Source organism: Macrococcus brunensis, from assembly GCF_022343725.1.
Lineage (GTDB): Bacteria > Bacillota > Bacilli > Staphylococcales > Staphylococcaceae > Macrococcus > Macrococcus brunensis.
Map to the genome: position 1 here is coordinate 625,069 of NZ_CP092179.1, position 19,881 is coordinate 644,949.

Annotated in this window: 23 protein-coding genes, 1 other RNA gene and 1 riboswitch; of the genes, 22 read left to right on the forward strand and 2 right to left on the reverse strand. The window is 41.8% G+C overall.

Going from position 1 to position 19,881, the window contains the following annotated elements:
* Positions 1-5: 5 nt before the first annotated feature.
* The 8 genes from tpiA (at position 6) to ssrA (ending at position 8,072) form a co-directional block, all read left to right on the forward strand.
* On the forward strand, positions 6-755 hold the full coding sequence (gene tpiA / locus MGG13_RS03355) for a triose-phosphate isomerase (protein WP_239035373.1): 750 nt from the start codon (positions 6-8) through the stop codon (positions 753-755).
* Positions 752-2,287 carry a 2,3-bisphosphoglycerate-independent phosphoglycerate mutase gene (gene gpmI, locus MGG13_RS03360; protein WP_239035664.1) on the forward strand — a complete coding sequence of 512 codons (1,536 nt, stop codon included), beginning with the start codon at positions 752-754 and terminating at the stop codon, positions 2,285-2,287. The genes tpiA and gpmI overlap by 4 nt, the downstream gene beginning before the upstream one ends.
* 72 nt (positions 2,288-2,359) lie before the next feature.
* Positions 2,360-3,664, forward strand: coding sequence for a surface-displayed alpha-enolase (eno, locus tag MGG13_RS03365; RefSeq protein ID WP_133430795.1), 1,305 nt, complete (start codon positions 2,360-2,362; stop codon positions 3,662-3,664).
* A 98-nt stretch (positions 3,665-3,762) separates the two neighbouring features.
* Positions 3,763-3,996 carry a preprotein translocase subunit SecG gene (gene secG / locus MGG13_RS03370; RefSeq protein ID WP_133430794.1) on the forward strand — a complete coding sequence of 78 codons (234 nt, stop codon included), beginning with the start codon at positions 3,763-3,765 and terminating at the stop codon, positions 3,994-3,996.
* A 93-nt stretch (positions 3,997-4,089) separates the two neighbouring features.
* Positions 4,090-4,830: an alpha/beta hydrolase gene (locus MGG13_RS03375; protein ID WP_133430793.1), complete on the forward strand. Its 741-nt coding sequence runs from the start codon at positions 4,090-4,092 to the stop codon at positions 4,828-4,830.
* A gap of 15 nt (positions 4,831-4,845) precedes the next feature.
* Entirely contained in the window at positions 4,846-7,155 is a 2,310-nt protein-coding gene (gene rnr / locus MGG13_RS03380) for a ribonuclease R (protein WP_239035374.1), read from the forward strand.
* A gap of 10 nt (positions 7,156-7,165) precedes the next feature.
* The gene (gene smpB, locus MGG13_RS03385) at positions 7,166-7,627 is read left to right on the forward strand and encodes an SsrA-binding protein SmpB (protein ID WP_133430791.1); all 462 of its coding nucleotides are present in this window, start codon (positions 7,166-7,168) and stop codon (positions 7,625-7,627) included.
* 85 nt (positions 7,628-7,712) lie between these two features.
* Positions 7,713-8,072, forward strand: a transfer-messenger RNA (tmRNA) gene (gene ssrA, locus MGG13_RS03390).
* A 110-nt stretch (positions 8,073-8,182) separates the two neighbouring features.
* Here ssrA and MGG13_RS03395 read toward each other — a convergent pair.
* Positions 8,183-8,524 (reverse strand): DUF1801 domain-containing protein, encoded by a 342-nt coding sequence (locus MGG13_RS03395; protein WP_239035375.1) that lies wholly within the window; start codon positions 8,522-8,524, stop codon positions 8,183-8,185.
* A gap of 197 nt (positions 8,525-8,721) precedes the next feature.
* On the opposite strand from MGG13_RS03395, the gene MGG13_RS03400 reads away from it, so the two are divergent.
* The 3 genes from MGG13_RS03400 to MGG13_RS03410 all read left to right on the forward strand — a co-directional run bounded on the left by MGG13_RS03400 (position 8,722) and on the right by MGG13_RS03410 (position 11,149).
* On the forward strand, positions 8,722-9,720 hold the full coding sequence (locus tag MGG13_RS03400) for a M23 family metallopeptidase (protein ID WP_239035376.1): 999 nt from the start codon (positions 8,722-8,724) through the stop codon (positions 9,718-9,720).
* A gap of 96 nt (positions 9,721-9,816) precedes the next feature.
* Entirely contained in the window at positions 9,817-10,542 is a 726-nt protein-coding gene (gene aroD / locus MGG13_RS03405; protein ID WP_165983027.1) for a type I 3-dehydroquinate dehydratase, read from the forward strand.
* 67 nt (positions 10,543-10,609) lie between these two features.
* Positions 10,610-11,149 carry a nitroreductase family protein gene (locus MGG13_RS03410; RefSeq protein WP_239035377.1) on the forward strand — a complete coding sequence of 180 codons (540 nt, stop codon included), beginning with the start codon at positions 10,610-10,612 and terminating at the stop codon, positions 11,147-11,149.
* A gap of 25 nt (positions 11,150-11,174) precedes the next feature.
* Here the strand turns inward: MGG13_RS03410 and MGG13_RS03415 are convergent, their stop codons facing one another.
* Positions 11,175-11,498, reverse strand: a complete 324-nt coding sequence (locus MGG13_RS03415) for a thioredoxin family protein (protein ID WP_133430786.1) — start codon at positions 11,496-11,498, stop codon at positions 11,175-11,177.
* 135 nt (positions 11,499-11,633) lie between these two features.
* Between MGG13_RS03415 and MGG13_RS03420 the strand changes: the two genes are divergently transcribed.
* The 11 genes from MGG13_RS03420 (at position 11,634) to sufU (ending at position 19,880) form a co-directional block, all read left to right on the forward strand.
* Entirely contained in the window at positions 11,634-11,987 is a 354-nt protein-coding gene (locus MGG13_RS03420) for a Spx/MgsR family RNA polymerase-binding regulatory protein (RefSeq protein WP_239035378.1), read from the forward strand.
* A 67-nt stretch (positions 11,988-12,054) separates the two neighbouring features.
* The gene (gene gcvH, locus MGG13_RS03425) at positions 12,055-12,435 is read left to right on the forward strand and encodes a glycine cleavage system protein GcvH (RefSeq protein ID WP_133430784.1); all 381 of its coding nucleotides are present in this window, start codon (positions 12,055-12,057) and stop codon (positions 12,433-12,435) included.
* A gap of 70 nt (positions 12,436-12,505) precedes the next feature.
* Entirely contained in the window at positions 12,506-12,889 is a 384-nt protein-coding gene (locus MGG13_RS03430) for a toprim domain-containing protein (protein ID WP_133430783.1), read from the forward strand.
* Positions 12,849-13,148, forward strand: coding sequence for a thioredoxin family protein (locus MGG13_RS03435; RefSeq protein ID WP_239035379.1), 300 nt, complete (start codon positions 12,849-12,851; stop codon positions 13,146-13,148). Before MGG13_RS03430 ends, MGG13_RS03435 begins: the two co-directional genes overlap by 41 nt.
* A gap of 36 nt (positions 13,149-13,184) precedes the next feature.
* Positions 13,185-13,285: riboswitch (SAM riboswitch) on the forward strand.
* Positions 13,286-13,352: 67 nt separating this feature from the next.
* The gene (locus MGG13_RS03440) at positions 13,353-14,378 is read left to right on the forward strand and encodes a methionine ABC transporter ATP-binding protein (protein ID WP_133430781.1); all 1,026 of its coding nucleotides are present in this window, start codon (positions 13,353-13,355) and stop codon (positions 14,376-14,378) included.
* Positions 14,371-15,066 (forward strand): methionine ABC transporter permease, encoded by a 696-nt coding sequence (locus MGG13_RS03445; protein ID WP_420827904.1) that lies wholly within the window; start codon positions 14,371-14,373, stop codon positions 15,064-15,066. Before MGG13_RS03440 ends, MGG13_RS03445 begins: the two co-directional genes overlap by 8 nt.
* A gap of 25 nt (positions 15,067-15,091) precedes the next feature.
* The gene (locus tag MGG13_RS03450; RefSeq protein WP_133430780.1) at positions 15,092-15,913 is read left to right on the forward strand and encodes a MetQ/NlpA family ABC transporter substrate-binding protein; all 822 of its coding nucleotides are present in this window, start codon (positions 15,092-15,094) and stop codon (positions 15,911-15,913) included.
* A gap of 207 nt (positions 15,914-16,120) precedes the next feature.
* Positions 16,121-16,894, forward strand: a complete 774-nt coding sequence (gene sufC, locus MGG13_RS03455) for a Fe-S cluster assembly ATPase SufC (protein WP_133430779.1) — start codon at positions 16,121-16,123, stop codon at positions 16,892-16,894.
* A gap of 12 nt (positions 16,895-16,906) precedes the next feature.
* Positions 16,907-18,202, forward strand: a complete 1,296-nt coding sequence (gene sufD, locus MGG13_RS03460) for a Fe-S cluster assembly protein SufD (RefSeq protein ID WP_239035380.1) — start codon at positions 16,907-16,909, stop codon at positions 18,200-18,202.
* An 18-nt stretch (positions 18,203-18,220) separates the two neighbouring features.
* Complete coding sequence (locus MGG13_RS03465) at positions 18,221-19,456, forward strand: cysteine desulfurase (RefSeq protein WP_239035381.1); 1,236 nt, start codon at positions 18,221-18,223, stop codon at positions 19,454-19,456.
* The gene (gene sufU / locus MGG13_RS03470; RefSeq protein ID WP_239035382.1) at positions 19,446-19,880 is read left to right on the forward strand and encodes a Fe-S cluster assembly sulfur transfer protein SufU; all 435 of its coding nucleotides are present in this window, start codon (positions 19,446-19,448) and stop codon (positions 19,878-19,880) included. The genes MGG13_RS03465 and sufU overlap by 11 nt, the downstream gene beginning before the upstream one ends.
* The last annotated feature ends 1 nt before the right edge of the window (position 19,881 follow it).

Sequence of the window (19,881 nt, forward strand, 5' to 3'; positions counted from 1 at the left end):
TAATAATGAGAAAACCAATTATTGCAGGTAACTGGAAGATGAATAAAACAGTAGCGGAAGCTAAAGATTTCGTTCAGAACTTACCGCAGTTACCTTCTGCAGAAGAAGTAGATACTGTAATATGTGCGCCTGCTATCCAGCTGGATGCGCTTGTAAGTGCGAACGTTGAAGGATTAAATATCGGGGCACAAAATGCTTACTTCGAAGAAAGTGGTGCATTCACAGGAGAAACGAGTCCAGCTGCGCTTAAAGACTTAGGCGTTAAATACGTTGTGCTTGGTCACTCAGAACGTCGTGAGTACTTCCACGAAACAGATGAAGATGTGAATAAAAAAGCGCTTGCTGTTTTCAAAAATGATATGACACCGATTATCTGTGTCGGTGAAACGTTAGAGCAGCGTGAAGGAAAAGAGTTTGAAACAGTCATCTCTAAACAGGTTTCTGCAGCACTTAAAGGTTTTACTGAAGAGAAGGTTAAACAGGCTGTAATTGCCTACGAACCTATCTGGGCAATCGGAACAGGCAAATCGGCAACATCACAGGATGCACAGGACAGTTGTCAGTTCGTACGTTCAGTTGTAGAGAAAGACCTCTCTAAAGAAGCAGCTGAAGCAGTGCGTATTCAGTATGGTGGTTCTGTAAAACCTGACAATGTTAAAGAATATATGGCACAGCCTGATATCGACGGAGCTTTAGTCGGTGGTGCTTCTCTTGAAGTAGATTCATTCGTTAAATTGTTAGAAGGTGCAAAATAATGACTCAACCAACAGCGCTTATCATTTTAGATGGTTTTGCTAATCGAGACGAAATCAAAGGGAACGCTGTTAAGCAAGCGCATAAACCTAATTTTGATCGCTACTTCAACAAGTACCCGCATAATCAGCTGAAAGCTTCAGGTCTTGATGTTGGACTGCCTGAGGGTCAGATGGGTAACTCTGAAGTAGGACATCTGAATATCGGTGCTGGTCGAATCGTCTATCAGTCTTTGACGCGTATCAATAAATCGATTGAAGATGGCGACTTTTTTGAGAATCAGGTACTGCTCGATGCGATGAAGCACGTTAAAGAACATGACAGCGTTCTGCACTTAATGGGACTGTTATCTGATGGCGGCGTACACAGTCATTATCATCATCTCTTTGCCCTGTTAGAAATGGCTAAAAAGCAAGGCGTAGAACATGTCTACGTCCATGCCTTTCTTGACGGTCGTGATGTCGGTCAGGAAACGGCGCTTCAATACATTGAAGATACTGAAGCGAAGTTCAAGGAACTCGGAATCGGACAGTTCGCTTCTGTTTCTGGCCGTTATTATGCGATGGACCGTGACAAACGCTGGGAACGTGAACAGCTGGCATACGATGCGATGACTTACGGTAAAGGTAAAGAATACAAGACTGCTGCAGAAGGTGTTAAAGCAAGCTATGCAGAAGGTGTGACAGATGAATTCGTTGTACCTTTCGTTGTGAAAGATCACGAAGTGGGACATGAGAATACAGGAGTCAATGACGGTGATGGTATGATTTTCTTCAACTTCCGTCCTGACCGTGCGGCGCAGTTATCAGAAGTCTATACGAACGAAGAATTTGTCGGATTTGAAATGGACCGTCGCTTAATCGGTATTAAATTTGTGACGTTCACTAAATATAGCGACACAATTAAAGCAGATGTAGTCTTCGAAAAAGAAAATCTGGTCAATACAATCGGTGAAGTGGTGGCGAATGCAGGTAAAAAACAACTGCGTATCGCTGAAACAGAAAAATATCCGCATGTGACTTACTTCATGAGTGGCGGGCGAAACGATGAGTTCGCTGAAGAGCGTCGTGTACTGATTAATTCACCAAAAGTCTCAACTTATGATCTTAAGCCTGAAATGAGTGCCTATGAAGTCAAAGATGCACTGCTTGCTGAACTGGATAAACAAGACCTTGATCTGATTATCCTCAACTTTGCTAATCCGGATATGGTCGGTCACAGCGGTAAACTTGAACCGACAATCAAAGCGATTGAAGCTGTAGACGAATGCCTGGGTACTGTAGTGGACAAGATCATTGAACAAGGTGGTCGTGCCATTATTACAGCAGACCATGGCAACTCAGATGAAGTGATTACGATGGATGACCAGCCGATGACAGCTCACACAACGAACCCGGTTCCGGTTATCGTCACAGATGAAACGATGACGCTTAGAGAAGGTGGTCGCCTTGCGGATCTCGCACCGACGTTACTTGATCTGATGAATATCGATCAACCAGCTGAAATGACTGGAGAATCACTGATTCAGAAGTAAAAGATATTAGTTGATTAAATACAGTGAATATTCAATAATATAAGAGAAAATACATTCAAAGGAGTTTTAACTATGCCAATTATTACAGACGTATATGCACGCGAAGTCCTTGACTCACGTGGTAATCCGACAATCGAAGTAGAAGTATTAACTGAAAGCGGTGCATTTGGTCGTGCACTTGTACCATCAGGTGCATCAACTGGTGAACATGAAGCAGTTGAATTACGTGACGGCGATAAAGAACGCTATTCAGGTAAAGGTGTAGAAAAAGCTGTTGAAAATGTAAACGAAATTATTGCTCCAGAAATCATCGAAGGTGAATTCTCTGTACTTGAGCAAGTGTCTATCGACAAAATGATGATCGCGTTAGACGGCACGCCGAACAAAGGTAAACTTGGTGCCAACGCAATTTTAGGTGTATCTATGGCTGTTGCTCGTGCAGCTGCTGACTATTTAGGTCAGCCATTATACAAATACTTAGGCGGCTTCAACGGTGTTCAGTTACCAGTTCCAATGATGAACATTGTAAACGGTGGTTCTCACTCAGATGCACCAATCGCTTTCCAGGAGTTTATGGTATTACCAGTAGGCGCTGAAACATTTAAAGAAGCTTTACGCTGGGGCGCTGAAATCTTCCATAACTTAAAATCAATCTTAAAAGAACGTGGACTTGAAACTTCAGTGGGCGATGAGGGTGGTTTTGCACCTCGTTTCGAAGGAACAGAAGATGGTGTTGAAACAATCTTAGAAGCAATCAAAAAATCAGGTCTTGAACCAGGACAAGATGTTTACCTTGGCTTTGACTGTGCAGCTTCTGAATTCTACGAAAACGGTGTTTATGACTACGCGAAGTTTGAAGGCGAAGGCGGCGCGAAACGTTCTTCTGCAGAACAAGTAGATTATTTAGAAGAATTAGTTAACAAATATCCAATCATCTCTATTGAAGATGGTATGGATGAAAACGACTGGGATGGCTGGAAAGCTTTAACTGAACGTTTAGGCGACAAAGTACAACTTGTAGGTGACGATCTCTTCGTTACTAACACTGAAATCCTTGCTCGTGGTATTGAACAAGGTGTCGGTAACTCTATCCTCATTAAAGTGAACCAGATTGGTACATTAACAGAAACATTCGAAGCGATTGAAATGGCTAAGAAAGCTGGATATACAGCTGTTGTTTCTCACCGTTCAGGTGAAACAGAAGATACAACAATTGCAGATATCGCTGTAGCGACAAATGCAGGTCAGATTAAAACAGGTTCTTTATCAAGAACAGACCGTATTGCGAAATACAATCAATTACTTCGTATCGAAGATGAGTTATATGAAACTGCTAAGTTTGAAGGCATTAAATCTTTCTACAACTTAAATAAATAGTCATGCTTAAAGACACGGGACGCCGTGTCTTTTTGTGTTTTCATTTTGAGAGTTTCATGGTAAAATAGGGCAAGTGACTATTAGTAGGAGGACCCTATATGCATACAGTGCTTACCGTTTTATTGGTCATCGTTTGTATCGGATTGATTACTGTTGTTTTACTGCAGGAAGGTAAGAGTAATGGTTTATCTGGTGCTATCAGTGGCGGTGCAGAAACATTATTCGGCAAACAGAAGACACGTGGTGTCGACTTAATTTTACTGCGTACAACGATTGTTCTGTCAGTATTATTCTTCTTAATTATGCTGGCATTAACTTATTTCAACATGTAGATGATAAGTCCGGTGATTCACCGGGCTTTTTTATTTTGAATAGGACTTAAAAACACATACAATAGAATTAATACATTAAAAGGAGTTATCATCATGAAAATTCGATTACCTGAACCATTTTTCTTTGAGGAAGGCCCACGTGCTGTGCTTCTTTTGCATGGCTTTACAGGCAACTCTTCTGATGTCAGACAATTAGGGCGTTATCTGCAGAAGAAAGGGTATACGTGTTATGCACCGCACTACGAAGGTCATGGCGTACCACCTGAAGAACTGCTTGCTTCTAGTCCGCATGTCTGGTGGGGACAGGTGCTTGATGCTTATGACTTCCTGAAAGAGAAAGGGTATACTGATATTGCTGTAGCAGGACTTTCTTTAGGTGGCGATTTTGCACTTAGACTTTCTCAGAATAGAGATGTCAATAGTGTCGCTACAATGTGCTCTCCAATGTATATCAAGACAACCGGTAACATGTTTGAAGGCGTCCTTGAATATGCCAGAGAATTCAAGAAACGTGAAGGCAAAGATGCTGAGCAGATAGAGAGAGAAATGGCCGCTTTTCATCCGACCAGTCTGCTTGAGGATCTTCAGCAGACCATCGTCAAAGTTCGTGAAACAGTCGATAATGTCTTTGCACCGCTCTTTGTCGCACAAGGCCGGCTGGATACAATGATTAATCCGGACTCTGCTAATATTATTTACGAGGAGTCATCGAGTGACGTGAAAGAGATTCACTGGTATGAAAACTCAGGGCACGTCATTACTATAGATAAGGAAAAAGAACAGCTCTTCGATGATTATTTTGCATTTTTAGAAGGGCTGGAATGGTCTCACTAACGAAAGGGGAAGACTATGACACAAACAGATATTTTAAACATTTTACAAACAAGAAAAGGCGAGACACTTGCAATCAGCGATATCGAGCAGGCGCTTGCGCTTTCTAATGCAGATGAATTCAAGGAACTCGTCAAGATGCTCGTTGAACTAGAACAAAAAGGAAAAATTAAACGGACGAAAGAAGATCGTTATATGCTGATTGACTCTGAGTATGTTGAGGGGATTGTCAGTCAGAATAAAAAAGGTTTTGCTTTTGTGCGTCCGACAACTGAAGGAATTGAAGATATTTTTATTCCACCCAATGCGATCAATCAGGCAATGGACGGGGATACGGTACTTGTCAAAGTTTCTAAAGGGCGTGACGGCCGTGAAGAAGGCGTTATCAAGGAAATTACCAACCGCGCGATTACGACTGTAGTAGGTACGTATACGGAAGCAAAGCACTTCGGTTTTGTACTGCCGGACGATAAACGGATTACACAGGATATCTTCATTCCGAAGAAACGTAACTTAGGCGCGGTTGAAGGGCATAAAGTACTGGTCGAACTGACTGCTTACCCTGACGGCAACAGTAATCCTGAAGGACATGTCACTGCAATCCTGGGACATAAAAATGACCCGGGCGTCGATATTCTGTCCATCATCTATCAGCACGGAATCAATATAGATTTCGCACCAGATGCCATTAAGGAAGCAGAACGTGTGCCGGACGCTATTAGTCCTCAAGATATCAAGGGACGCAGAGATTTAAGAGATAAACTGACAATTACGATAGACGGCGCTGACGCAAAAGATTTAGATGATGCCATCAGCCTTGAACGGAAAGGTGAGAACTATCTTCTGACAGTCAGTATTGCTGATGTCAGTCATTATGTGACAGAAGGTTCTGCACTGGACAGAGAAGCTTATGAGCGTGGTACTAGTGTCTATTTAGTGGACCGCGTGATTCCGATGATTCCGCATCGCCTGTCGAACGGTATCTGTTCACTTAATCCGCAGGTCGATCGTCTGACGATGAGCTGTGAGATGGAGATTACGCCGCAAGGTGAAATCATTAACCATGACATATTCCAAAGTGCCATCTATTCAGATGAACGTATGACTTACAGTGATGTCAACGAGATTCTGGATGGAGATAAAGAACTGCGAGAGAAATATGCTCATATTGTTCCGATGATTGAAGATGCACAGGAACTGAATACGATTCTAGCTGCCATGCGTAAGCGCCGCGGTGAAGTTGACTTCGATTTCAAGGAAGCGAAGATTCTGGTCAATGAAGACGGTGTGCCATTTGATGTAGCGATTCGTGAACGCGGCAAAGGTGAACGTCTGATTGAGTCGTTCATGCTGGCAGCAAACGAAACGATTGCTGAACACTTCCATCATATGAAAGTTCCTTTTATCTACCGTATACACGAAGAGCCGAAAGCGGATAAAATTAAACGTTTCTTCGAGTTCATCGCGAATTTCGGTATCATGGTGCGGGGTGGTACAGAGAACATTCATCCGAAAACACTCCAGACCATTGCTAAAGAAATCAAAGGAAAGCCAGAGGAAATGGTGATTTCAACGCTGATGCTTCGCAGCATGCAGCAGGCGAAGTATTCTGAGCAGTCTCTCGGCCACTTCGGTCTGTCAGCCCAGTATTATACCCATTTCACATCGCCGATCCGTCGTTATCCTGACTTGATCGTACATCGTCTGATTCGTAAATATCTCATTGAAAAATCAATGGACGATGCTGCACAGGATAAGTGGGAAGATCTGCTTGTCGAAATCAGTGATCACACGTCTAAACGTGAACGTCGTGCAGTAGATGCAGAACGTGATACAGATGATCTCAAAAAAGCGGAATATATGCTGCAGCATGTCGGCGAGGAATTCGAAGGCATCATCTCATCAGTTGCGAACTTCGGAATGTTCGTGGAACTCGAGAATACCATTGAAGGTATGGTTCATAATACGAACATGACTGATGACTATTATCACTTCGATGAACGCCAGATGGCATTAATCGGAGAACGTGGTGGTAAAGTCTTCCGTATTGGCGATAAAGTGAAAATTAAAGTGCTCAGTGTCAATATTGATGAGCGCATGATTGACTTCAGCATCGTCGGAATGGAACCAAGACAGGTTGAACGTAAATCACGCGGTACAGTTATACGCACTGAGAAAAAAGCTGGTCGTGATGACAACCGTAAACCTCGTGGCAAAGGACGAGGTAAAGGAAGAAATAACAGAAGCGGCAGCAGTAATAATGGTAATAAAAAACCATTCTACAAAGCGAAAGCTGTAAAAAATGCAGGACGTGGCAAGAAGAAATAGAGGTGAAAGTATGCCAAAAGGTGACGGCAAAACACTCGCTCAGAATAGAAAAGCGAGCCATGACTATACGATAGAAGAAACAATCGAAGCGGGCATTGAACTGAAAGGGACAGAAATCAAATCTATCAGACGGGGCAGTGCGAACTTACGTGATTCATATGCACGTGTGTATCAAGGTGAAATGTATGTCTACAACATGCATATTGCGCCTTACGAAGAAGGAAACCGTTTCAATCACGATCCGCTTAGAACGCGTAAACTGTTGCTCAAGCGTAAGCAGATTGATAAACTGTTCGGAGAAACAAGAGAGCAGGGGTATGCGCTCGTACCCTTAAAACTCTATATCAAGAACGGTTACTGCAAGATGCTTCTAGGACTCGCTAAAGGTAAAAAAGATTATGATAAACGTCATGCCTTAAAAGCGAAAGAAGCTAAGCGCGAAGTAGATCGTGCAATGAAAGGAAGATACTAAAAAAGTGTGATGCAAGTTATTTGCATCACACTCTTCATTTTGTTACACTATATGTTGCTAGTTTAATATAACAACTTTCTATCCAGGGGGCGTTACGGATTCGACAGGGGTCACTTGGGTTAGTATAGCGTGCCGGAGGGTTGTCTTCGTCATCAACACAACAGTTATAATAACTGGCAAAACAAACAATTTCGCAGTAGCTGCCTAATCGCACTCTGCACCTCTCTCAAGCATCGCCTATGTGCCTGATGTAGAGGTTCAACCTTAAGTAGGATACGCTGTTCACTTCCGCCTGGAGTCTGAACAGAAGAGATCAATCGGGCTAGCCATCAAGTCGGGTGTCCATTCTCAGCTTGCTGGCGAACAAACAATAATGTGACTACGCACGTAGAAGTATTAACTGCAGGATCTTTGGACGCGGGTTCGACTCCCGCCGTCTCCATTACTTAAGTCGCTCATTATGAGCGGCTTTTTTTCATGGTGTCATAACGTACAATCCATTCCTCTGCAGACATCTTGCCAGCAAGTTCACCTATTAAATCGTAAGGAATCTTTTTAACGTTCGTAAAGCGAATGCAACTTTTTTCCCATATTCAGTTTAGTGGGGTCTCTCTTAGCATATTCATCCTGGAACCATTTCAGAAGATCAACATCTGCATAGAGACCCATATGATAGATGGCGATATGTTTCTTTTGTGCGACAACGTAAAGAAACGGTAATGGTTTTTCAGGCGTACAGTGGTAACCAGGTGGATAGATGGAGTGAGGTACGACATAGCTAACACCTCCATAATCTTCCATTTTAGTGAATTCACGAGGGATGTGCTGATCGATTTTTTCAATTATTTTAGTAAATGCTTCCAATCTATCAACATCAACCATATGATAATAATCCATAAATGTCTCCTTCTCTCCTTTAGTATACTTATTATACTTTTATTGTCTGAATAATTACAGCTTGTCATTCTGTTGTTATGTTTTTAACGGCTTTGTTACGATTTTAAGAGATGGCTACAAAGCAATTACATGTGTTTATTTCAAACTGTTATACTGCTAAAGTTAATTTATCACGAAATTCGAAAGGAAATGAACTTATGAAAAAATTAATGGCAGCTTCAGCTCTTGGTGTAGGATTCGCACTTTATTCAGCAGGAGGTTATGACGTTCAGGCAGATGAAATCGTTCACGAGGCCGTGAAAGGATATTCATATGAATACGGTTCGTACTATACAAAAGATATGCAAGGAGATTATCACCATACTAAAGATGGTAAATGGGACCAAAGTATGTTTGATGATAAAGAATGGTATTTCTATTTAACAGATCACAATAATAAAAAGCATTATTTTTATTTCCCGAAAAGCGAACTGAAAATGTTTATTCCGGATAATAACTATTCAGCATCTCAATCTTATCAATCAATCGAAAAAGAGGGCTACGATATTACGCAGCCGAGCCGTAATGTGAATATGACTCAGATTCCGACTTCTGTGAATGTCAATGAAGAAAAAACAGAACAACCAGTGGCTGAACGCCATACAAACGTAAGTCCTTCAGCTCAGTCATATAATGAGTCTGCAGCCCGACCAACAACTCAAACACAAAACACTGCTTCAACACAAGCAAACGCAACTCAACCACAATCTCAAGCTTCTTCATCACAGAAGACAGCTGAAACAGCTCAAACTGATAACGCAAAAGCAACGAGCAGCTGGCTGAAGAGCTATAGTAAAATGCAGCCATACGGTCAATATTACGGCGGCGGGGCACATTATGGTGTTGACTATGATATGCCTGTGAATACACCTGTTTACTCTCTGACTGACGGCACGGTTATTCAAGCGGGCTGGAGTAACTACGGTGGTGGTAACCAGGTTACAATTAAAGAAGCGAACAGCAATTATTACCAGTGGTACATGCACATGAATTCACTGAATGTCTCTGCAGGACAATCTGTCTCTGCAGGGCAGCAGATCGGTTTATCAGGCAGCACAGGTAATTCTACTGCACCGCATCTGCATTTCCAGCGCATGGCAGGTGGGGTCGGCAATGAGTACTCAGTCGATCCGACAAACTATGTCAATCAACAATAAAATGATCAGAGCTCTGAACTTAGTTCAGAGCTCTTTTATTCGTTTACTTCATGTATTTGAATGGTATATATTTATAATGAGAACGGAGGGAACGTTATGGACAAAGTGAATGTGAAATCTAAAATAGTGGTGACCTTATCCGCTGATAAGAACCAGTGGGAAGACCTGTACAAAAAAGTAGAAGATAATGAACTCTTTATTGACATTATCGAGTATAGAGCGGATTTATGTGGCGGAGAAGAGACTTCAGATTATCTGGAAGACTTGCAAACATTAAAAGAGAAATTCAGTAATCTGCCTATCATCTTTACTTATCGCACACATGGCCAGGGGGGTAAAGGCGAGCTCGAACCTAATGAATACTACGCACTCAATCGTTCCATTATTGAAGCGGGTGGTATCGATATTATTGATATCGAACTTTTCCTGTATGAAGATTTACGTAACGAACTGATTGAACTGGCGCATGACAAAGGTATTCAGGTGCTGGTTTCTCATCACGAGATGGATCACACCCCTAGCTTAAAGGAAATGAAAGCTCTTTATCAGCATATGCAGCAGCTGAATGTGGATTACAGTAAGCTTGCGGTCATGCCTGAAGACGGGCGAGATGTCCTTAAGCTTCTGACAGCTGTCTACGAAACAAAGCAAGACTCTGATCATCACATCGTCGGAATAGCGATGGGTGAACAAGGCAAACTCAGCCGTTTGGCAGGAGGCGCATTTGGCTCTGCCCTGACTTATGGCCATATCGGTCAGGAAGCAGCTCCGGGACAGCTTCATGTTCAGCAGCTGAAAGCACTGATGGAGATTTATCAGTAAGCATTTACAAAATAATAGCCCTTCTCTATAATTGATAATAGTTATCAACTAGGGGAGGGCTTTTCTCATGTCTATTCAAGACTTTATTATCAATAGAAGAAGTATCAAGAAATTTGAGCAAGATAGTTATTTTGAGGATGCACAGATTCAGCAGGCGATTGAGCTGTCAGCTTATGCGCCTAACCATGGTATGCGTGAACCATGGCGCATTATATGGGTGAAAAAAGACCGCTTATCAGAATATGGGCGACTCTTTGCTGAAGTCAACTTTAAAAATGATAATGAAAAAGGACAGGCTTTTACGGCGATGGCTCAAAAGCTCGGTGGTATACTCATTATTGCAGGTCCGGTAGACCGCAGACAGAAACAGCGCCTTGAAGACGTGCTCGCTATCGGGGGCTATATGCAGACATTATCGTTACTGCTCTTTGACGCAGGAATCGGCAGCTGTATCAAGACACCGGCCAGTATGTTTGAGCCTAAGTTTAATGCAGCGCTTGGCATTCATGATGATGAAATGATCTATGGATTAGTGTATTTGACAGAACTGCCTGAGCAACTGGAAGACAAGCCACGTAAAAACAGTAACTTAATCAGTGAGTTCTAATGAAAAAAGCCGGCATAGCCGGCTTTTATTTTTCGATATGTTCTGCTAAGAATGCTTTAACTTCTTCAGGTGTCTTCGCATTGGCTGAGTGCAGGTGCGCTTGTTTTACGCCATTCTTAAAGATCAAAAGGCTTGGAATGCCCATGACATCATTTTCTGTAGCTGCTTCAGGTACTTGGTCGCGGTTAATTTTATACCATGTAATATCGTGGTACTCATCAACGATTGGATCAATCCAGTAATCCATTCTTGAACAATCCGGGCACCAGTCAGCAAAGAATTTTACGATAATCTGTTCATCCTGGTTAATAATCTCTTCGAATTCTGCATATTGACTTATTGTTCTCATAGTCATGCTCCTTTTTGTATTTGTATTTAGTATATACCATCATCACTCAAAAAATAAACGATGAGCTTAAGAAGCATTTGTTCTATTGTCAAAATATTGGTACTATTGTTTTATCTTACTGTATGGAGGAAGACGATGCTAAAATTTTATCAGTTACCTAATTGTTCAACATGTAGAAAAGCAGCTCAATTTCTTCAGGAGCATGGTGTCAGTTTTGAACCGGTCAATATTGTTGAACTGACACCGACTGCTGCTGAATTCAAGAAGTTGGTTGACGATACAGGTGTTGATGTCGATCAGTTATTCAATCGTCAGGGCGCCAAGTTCCGAGAGCTTGAATTAAAAGAAACATTGGAAACGTTATCACTGGAAGAAAAATTAAATCTGCTTGCATCGGACGGTATGCTTGTTAAAAGACCCCTTGCGACTAACGGGAAGCAGATAACACTTGGATTCAAGGAAGAACAATATCGTCAGATTTGGCTATAAAAAAAGTTGAATAACCCGTCATGCTATGTCATTATTAGAGTGTAATCATTATTAGGAGGGGATTTTTGTGGCAACTATTGAAGGCTTAAAATATTCTAAAGATCACGAATGGGTAAAATCAGAAGGAAACGTAAAAACAATCGGTATTACTGACTTCGCTCAATCAGAACTTGGAGACATCGTATTCGTTGAACTTCCAGAAGTTGGCGATGAAATTTCAGCAGGACAACCTTTCGGTAGCGTTGAATCTGTTAAAACAGTATCTGAATTATACGCTCCACTTAGTGGTAAAGTTGTAGAAGTAAACAGCGAACTTGAAGATTCTCCAGAATTCGTTAACGAATCTCCATACGAAAATGCTTGGATGATCAAAGTTGAGACTGAAAGTGACGATGAATTAAATGAGTTACTTGATCAAGCTCAATATGATGAAATGATTAACGCTTAAATGCTATAATTTCCTTGATAAGATTCTTATCAAGGATTTTTTTTATAATTGCATATGAAAAGGTGATGAGATGTCTGTAATCAGTAAAGTCATAGTTGTGGAAGGCAAGTCTGACAAGAAAAAGTTACAACAAGTTTTATCTGAACCTGTACATATTATTTGCACGAACGGCACGATGGGAATCAGTAAAATGGATGAAATGCTCGATGAACTGACAGGTCATAATGTCTACGTGATGACCGATGCTGATAAAGCTGGAAAGAACATTCGCAGCTGGTTCAAACGTCATTTAAGTGAATGTAAGCATATCTATATCGATCCGACTTATGGTGAAGTCGGCCGCTGTCCTGTTGATTACCTTGCCAAAAAATTAATGAAACATGAGTTTGAAGTGAAAGGTCTGGAAGTAGAAGATGAAAGTCAGCGAGTATTTGCCTTCAGCCCCGTCTGGTGATTATGTGATATTCGGCTACACGCCGCTCTGTGGCACTTGTAAAGTTGCAGAGCGCATGATAGATATCATTCCAGAGCTGATTGAAGTCAATATCATGAAAGTAGATTTAAATTTTGCGGAGTCTCTGGCGCAGAATTATCAGTTGATAAGTGTCCCTGTTCTTCTCATTGTCAAAGATGATGAAGTTGTGGAGACAGTCTACCGATTCGAATCTGTCACAAATATTTATGAAATTATTCGGAAAGTATTGACGATTTAAATATTGTAGTCTAATATGTATAACAATTGAATATAACTCTTATCAAGAGTGGTGGAGGGATGTGCCCTATGAAGCCCGGCAACCGTCTTATGACATGGTGCCAATTCACATAAAGCATGAGCTTTAGAAGATGAGAGACGATGAACTCATTGCGTCTTTCTCTTTACGGGAAAGACGCTTTATTCATTTAAAGGAGGTACGTAAGTGATTACGTTAAATCAAGTAGTTAAGCAGTTTGCAACGAAGAAAGGAACGATTACTGCCGTTGATGATGTCAATCTGACGATCAACGAAGGTGAAATATATGGTGTCATTGGTTTTTCAGGCGCAGGTAAAAGTACGCTAATCCGTATGTTTAATGGTCTTGAAAAACCGACGACAGGTGATGTGGTTGTCGGTGGCGATAACATAGCAGAACTCAGTCCGACTGACCTTAGAAAGAAAAGACAGAAGATCGGTATGATTTTCCAGCATTTCAATCTGCTCTGGTCACGTACTGTATTCGATAATATCTCATTTCCACTTGAAATCGCCGGCGTCTCTAAATCGGAGCGTACGGCACGTGTCAATGAACTGATTCGTATGGTGGGGCTTGAAGGACGTGAAAATGCTTATCCTTCTCAGTTATCAGGTGGACAGAAGCAGCGTGTCGGTATTGCCCGTTCACTTGCGAATAACCCGACTGTCCTGCTCTGTGATGAAGCGACGAGTGCACTCGATCCGCAGACGACAGACGAGATTCTGGATCTGTTAGTCAACATCAATCGCCAGCTCAACCTGACCATTATTCTGATCACGCACGAGATGCAGGTCATCCGTAAAATCTGTCATCAAGTCGCTGTCATGGAAAATGGTCGTGTCGTGGAACAGGGACCTGTCATGCAGGTGTTTGAAAACCCACAATCCAGCGTCACGCAGCGTTTTGTCAAAGACGATCTGAAAGATGCTGAAGTCGAAGCCTCTATCGATGAAATCATGGCGCATTATCCGACAGGTGCAATCCTTCGACTGAAGTTTGTCGGTTCTTCTACGGGGCAGCCGATTGTCAGTCGTATGATCAGAAAATACGATCTGGATGCGAATGTACTTGCAGGGAACATCAAGCATACGCAAAACGGCTCTTTCGGCCATTTGATTGTACATGTTCCTGCACTGACTGCAGACGTCGAGAGAATGTTCGATGAGTTAAAGGTGCATGGTGTAGAAGCGGAGGTGGAAAGACGTGGATAATACAATGATGGACACGCTGAGAGAAATGTTCAGCTTTGAAAATGTGGTCTGGCCGGATGTCTGGGTCGCAGTCTATGAAACTCTTTATATGACGATTATCTCGGCCATCTTTACGTTTGTATTTGGTCTGATTATCGGAACGGCGTTATTCCTTGCGTCACGCAGTAAATCAAAAGGTGCTAAGATTTTCTATAACATCATGGCATTTTTCGTCAACTTGTTCCGGGCGATTCCGTTTATTATCCTGATTCTGCTCCTCATCCCGTTCACAAATGTCCTGATGGGCACGATCAGTGGGGTTAAAGGTGCACTTCCAGCCTTGATCATCGGTGCTGCACCGTTCTATGCTCGTCTTGTTGAAATCGGTATGAAAGAAATCGATAAGGGTGTCATTGAAGCAGCAGAAGCGATGGGCGCAAGCCGCTGGACATTGATCTGGAAAGTACTGCTTCGTGAATCGATGCCTGCACTTATTTCAGGTATCACTGTCACGACGATTTCGCTTGTCGGTGCAACGGCTATCGCCGGCGTCATCGGTGCAGGCGGACTCGGTAACCTTGCTTATTTAGTTGGTTTTACCCGCAGTCAGAATGATGTGATTTTAGTCTCAACTGTCTTTATTCTGCTGATTGTCTTTGCAATACAGTTTATCGGTGACTTCCTTGCGAAGCGCACGGATAAACGTTAAATATAAAAAACAAAGGAGAAAAACGATGAAGAAATTTTTAGTATTTGCACTCACTCTGTTATTCGCTGTTGTTCTGACAGCATGTGGTTCAGACTCAAAGGAAAGTGGTAAAGAAGATAAAACAATTAAAGTAGGCGCTTCACCAGCCCCTCACGCAGAACTGCTTGAACAAGTTAAACCAATCCTTGAAAAAGAAGGCTACAAGCTTGATATCAAGATCATCAACGACTACACAACACCTAACCGCCTGTTAAATGATGGTGAATTAGATGCTAACTTCTTCCAGCACACACCATACTTAGATACTGAAACAAAAGAAAAAGGCTACAAATTAGAATCAGCTGGTAACGTGCACATCGAACCGATGGCTGTATACTCTAAAAAGTATAAATCATTAGACGAATTACCAGATGGCGCTGAAATTTTCGTATCAAACAACCCAGCTGAAGAAGGTCGTTTCTTATCATTCTTCACTAAAGCAGGCTTAATTAAATTAAAAGAAGGAACAGACCCGGTTAAAGCGACATTCAAAGATATCGCTGAAAACAAAAAGAATCTGAAATTCAACAACAAGCAGGCAGCTGAATTCTTACCGAAATCATTTAACAATGGTGAAGGAGATGCGGTCATCATCAACTCTAACTTCGCTCTTGATAACAAACTGAACCCGGTTAAAGATTCTATCGCACTTGAAGATAAAGACTCACCATATGCTAACTTAATCGCTGTACAGAAAGGTCATAAAGACGATGCTAAAATCAAAGCACTTGTCAAAGCCCTTCAATCTGATGACGTTAAGAAATTTATTGATGAGAAATATAAAGGTGCAGTTATTGCTGCAAACTAATAGTTAACACTCAGCCTTGTGCTGAGTGTTTTTTATTTTCAATCACTCCACCACGATTCTCAATGAAATGGTCTCAATCCATTTAACAATCATTCTATTTACGTTATAATAATTGAGTAAATGAATTTAAGAGTCTTTGACTGTAAATTAAAATCATTATAAACTATTAAGAGTTTAAAATAATTATAATTCGTGGAGGGTACACAAATGGCATCAGTATTAGAGATTAAAGATTTACACGTTTCAATCGAAGGAAAAGAGATTTTAAAAGGTGTAAACTTAACAATCAAACAAGGTGAAGTTCACGCTATCATGGGACCAAATGGTACAGGTAAATCAACTCTATCATCAGCGATCATGGGTCATCCAAAATATGAAGTCACTCAAGGCGAAGTCTTACTTGATGGCGAAAATGTTCTTGAAATGGAAGTAGATGAACGTGCGCAGGCAGGTCTTTTCCTTGCGATGCAATATCCATCTGAAATCTCAGGTGTGACAAATGCAGACTTCTTACGTTCAGCGATTAACTCTCGTCGTGAAGAAGGTCAGGAAATCAACTTAATGCAGTTCATTAAAAAAATGGATAAACAGATGGAATTCCTTGAAATGGACCCTGATATGGCAACACGTTACTTAAATGAAGGATTCTCTGGCGGGGAGAAAAAACGTAACGAAATTCTTCAATTAATGATGTTAGAACCTAAATTTGCTATCTTAGATGAAATTGACTCAGGACTCGATATCGATGCGCTTAAAGTCGTATCAAAAGGAATCAATGAAATGCGCGGCGAAAACTTCGGTTGCTTGATCATCACTCACTATCAACGTCTTCTGAACTACATCTCACCAGACTTCGTACACGTGATGATGCAAGGTCGCGTCGTTAAGTCAGGCGGAGAAGAACTTGCTCAGCGTCTTGAAGCAGAAGGTTATGACTGGATCAAACAAGAATTAAACATTCAGGATGAAGCAGCTGAATAAGGAGGAACTGAAATGAGTGACATCAACTTAGAACAAATCAAAGGTTTATCACAATCAAAAAATGAACCTTCATGGATGACGGCTATTCGTGAAGATGCGTTTAACCGTTTAGATTCTATCGATATGCCTAAACCTGATAAAACGAGACTGGACCGCTGGAATTTTGACGTGACTTACCACGCAACAGATAGCGATACTTTTGACGGGACAGACGCTCTGCCAGAAGAAGTGAAATCAATCATTGATGTTGAAGCGGTAGAAAACCTGTACGTTCAACATAACAACACGCCTGCTTTCCTAAAAGTAGACGACAAATTAGCAGAGCAGGGTGTCATCATTAAAGACATTCATTCTGCGATGGCAGAGCACTCTGAACTTGTTCAGAAGTACTTCATGACTGAAGGCGTTAAAGTCGATGAACATCGTTTAACGGCTCTTCATGCAGCACTGCTGAACGGTGGACTCTTCATCTACGTACCTAAAAATGTGGTCATTGAGTCACCCATTCAGATGGTTGTCTTACATGATGATAAAGAAGCGAACCTTTTCAACCATTTACTGATTGTAGCGGATACAGGTTCTGAAGTGACTTATGTCGAGAACTATTTATCAACAGTAGAAGAAGCAGCTGGACAACTGAACGTGATTTCTGAAGTTATCGCGAATGATAATGCTAAAATCACTTACGGCACGGTTGATTTCTTAGCGAAAGGCTTTACTGGACATGTTATCCGTCGCGGTATTGCACATAAAGATGCAACGATTGACTGGTCACTTGGTCTGATGAACGACGGTGACACAATCAACGATAATACGACTTACTTAATGGGTGATAACTCAACAAGTAACTTAAAAACTGTTGTAGTCGGTCGCGGTGAACAGAAACTGAACTTTACCACTCAGATTATTCAATATGGTAAAAACTCTGTCGGTCATATTCTGAAGCACGGTGTCATGAAAGATGCCGCATCATCAATCTTTAATGGTATCGGTTATATCAAACATGGTGCAACTAAAGCAGATGCTCAGCAGGAATCTCGTGTACTCATGTTATCAGAGAAATCACGCGGGGATGCGAACCCAATCCTGTTGATCGATGAAGATGATGTAACAGCAGGACACGCAGCATCAGCAGGACGCGTGGATCCTATGCAGCTCTTTTATCTTATGAGCCGCGGTATCTCTCAAGCAGAAGCAGAGCGTTTAGTGATTCACGGTTTCTTAGCACCGGTTGTTAATGAATTACCGATTGAAGCGGTACGTCGTCAGCTGACAGATGTTATCGAGCAGAAAGTAGCGATTAAATAACAGAAAGGTCCTGATCTAATGGCACCATTCGATATTAATAAAGTTAAAGCGGATTTTCCAATCTTGAATGAAACAGTGAATGGACAACCGCTCGTCTATCTTGACTCATCGGCGACTAGTCAGAAGCCGGTGCAGGTCATTGATAGAATCAACCAGTATTACAATCATGAAAATGCGAACGTTCACCGCGGTGTTCACACACTCGGCACACGTGCAACAGATGGATACGAAGGTGCACGTGAAGCGGCCCGCCGTTTCATCAATGCACAGTATTTTGAAGAAGTCATCTTCACTCGTGGCACGACGACAGCGATCAACACAGTCGCACATAGCTATGGTGATATGGTGGTTGAAGAAGGCGACGAAATCGTTATTACACAGATGGAGCACCATGCGAATCTTGTACCATGGCAGCAGCTTGCTAAACGACGTAAAGCCGTCTTAAAATATATTCCGATGCAGGAAGACGGCACACTTGATTTACGTGACGTTGAAGCGACGATTACAGACCGAACTAAAATTGTCTCTGTTGCGCATGTGTCTAATGTGCTCGGTACTATCAATAACATTAAAGCGATTGCTAAACTCGCACATGATAAAGGCGCTATTATGGTCTCAGACGGTGCTCAGGCTGTCCCTCATATGACAGTAGATGTGCAGGATTTAGATGTTGACTTCTATGCATTCAGTGGCCACAAAATGGTCGGTCCTACAGGTATTGGCGTCTTATACGGACGTAAGTCATTACTGAACAAAATGGAACCGATTGAATACGGCGGCGATATGATTGACTTCGTAGGTCTGCAGGACTCAACGTGGACCGAACTGCCGACTAAATTTGAAGCAGGAACACCTTTGATTGCTGAAGCAATCGGTTTACATGCAGCAATCGACTATTTGGAATCAATTGGTCTGGATGAAGTTCTGAAATATGAACATGAACTGACTTCTTATGCCTATGACAAAATGTCTGAGATTGAAGGACTTGAAATCTATGGGCCTGGTCCAGATAAGCGTGCAGGGTTGATTACTTTCAACCTTGCAGGCGTTCATCCTCATGACCTTGCGACAGCACTTGATTCTGATGGCATCGCTATCCGTGCAGGCCATCACTGTGCACAGCCTCTTATGAAATGGCTGAATCAGTCTTCTACTGCACGTGCAAGTTTTTATATTTACAACACGAAAGAAGAAATTGACCTGCTAGTGGATAGCCTGAAAAAAACAAAGGAGTTTTTCAGCTATGAGTTTTAACAATTTAGATCAACTTTATCGCTCAGTGATCATGGATCATTACAAAAATCCTCGTAATAAAGGGGTTATTGAAGATGGTTCACTGACGATTGATATGAACAACCCGACTTGTGGAGACCGCATTCGTCTGACGCTTGACGTGGAAGGCGATATTATCAAAGATGCAAAGTTTGACGGCGAAGGATGTTCTATTTCAATGTCCAGCGCTTCAATGATGACCGAGACGATTAAAGGTCATACCATCAGTGAAGCATTAGCAATGGGGCATGAATTCAGTCAGATGATGCTTGGCAACGATTATGAAATTACAGAGGAAATGGGTGACATCGAAGCATTATCAGGTGTCGCAAAGTTCCCTGCGCGAATTAAATGTGCCACTCTTGCCTGGAAAGCACTTGAAAAAGGAACAAAAGAAGAAGAATAAG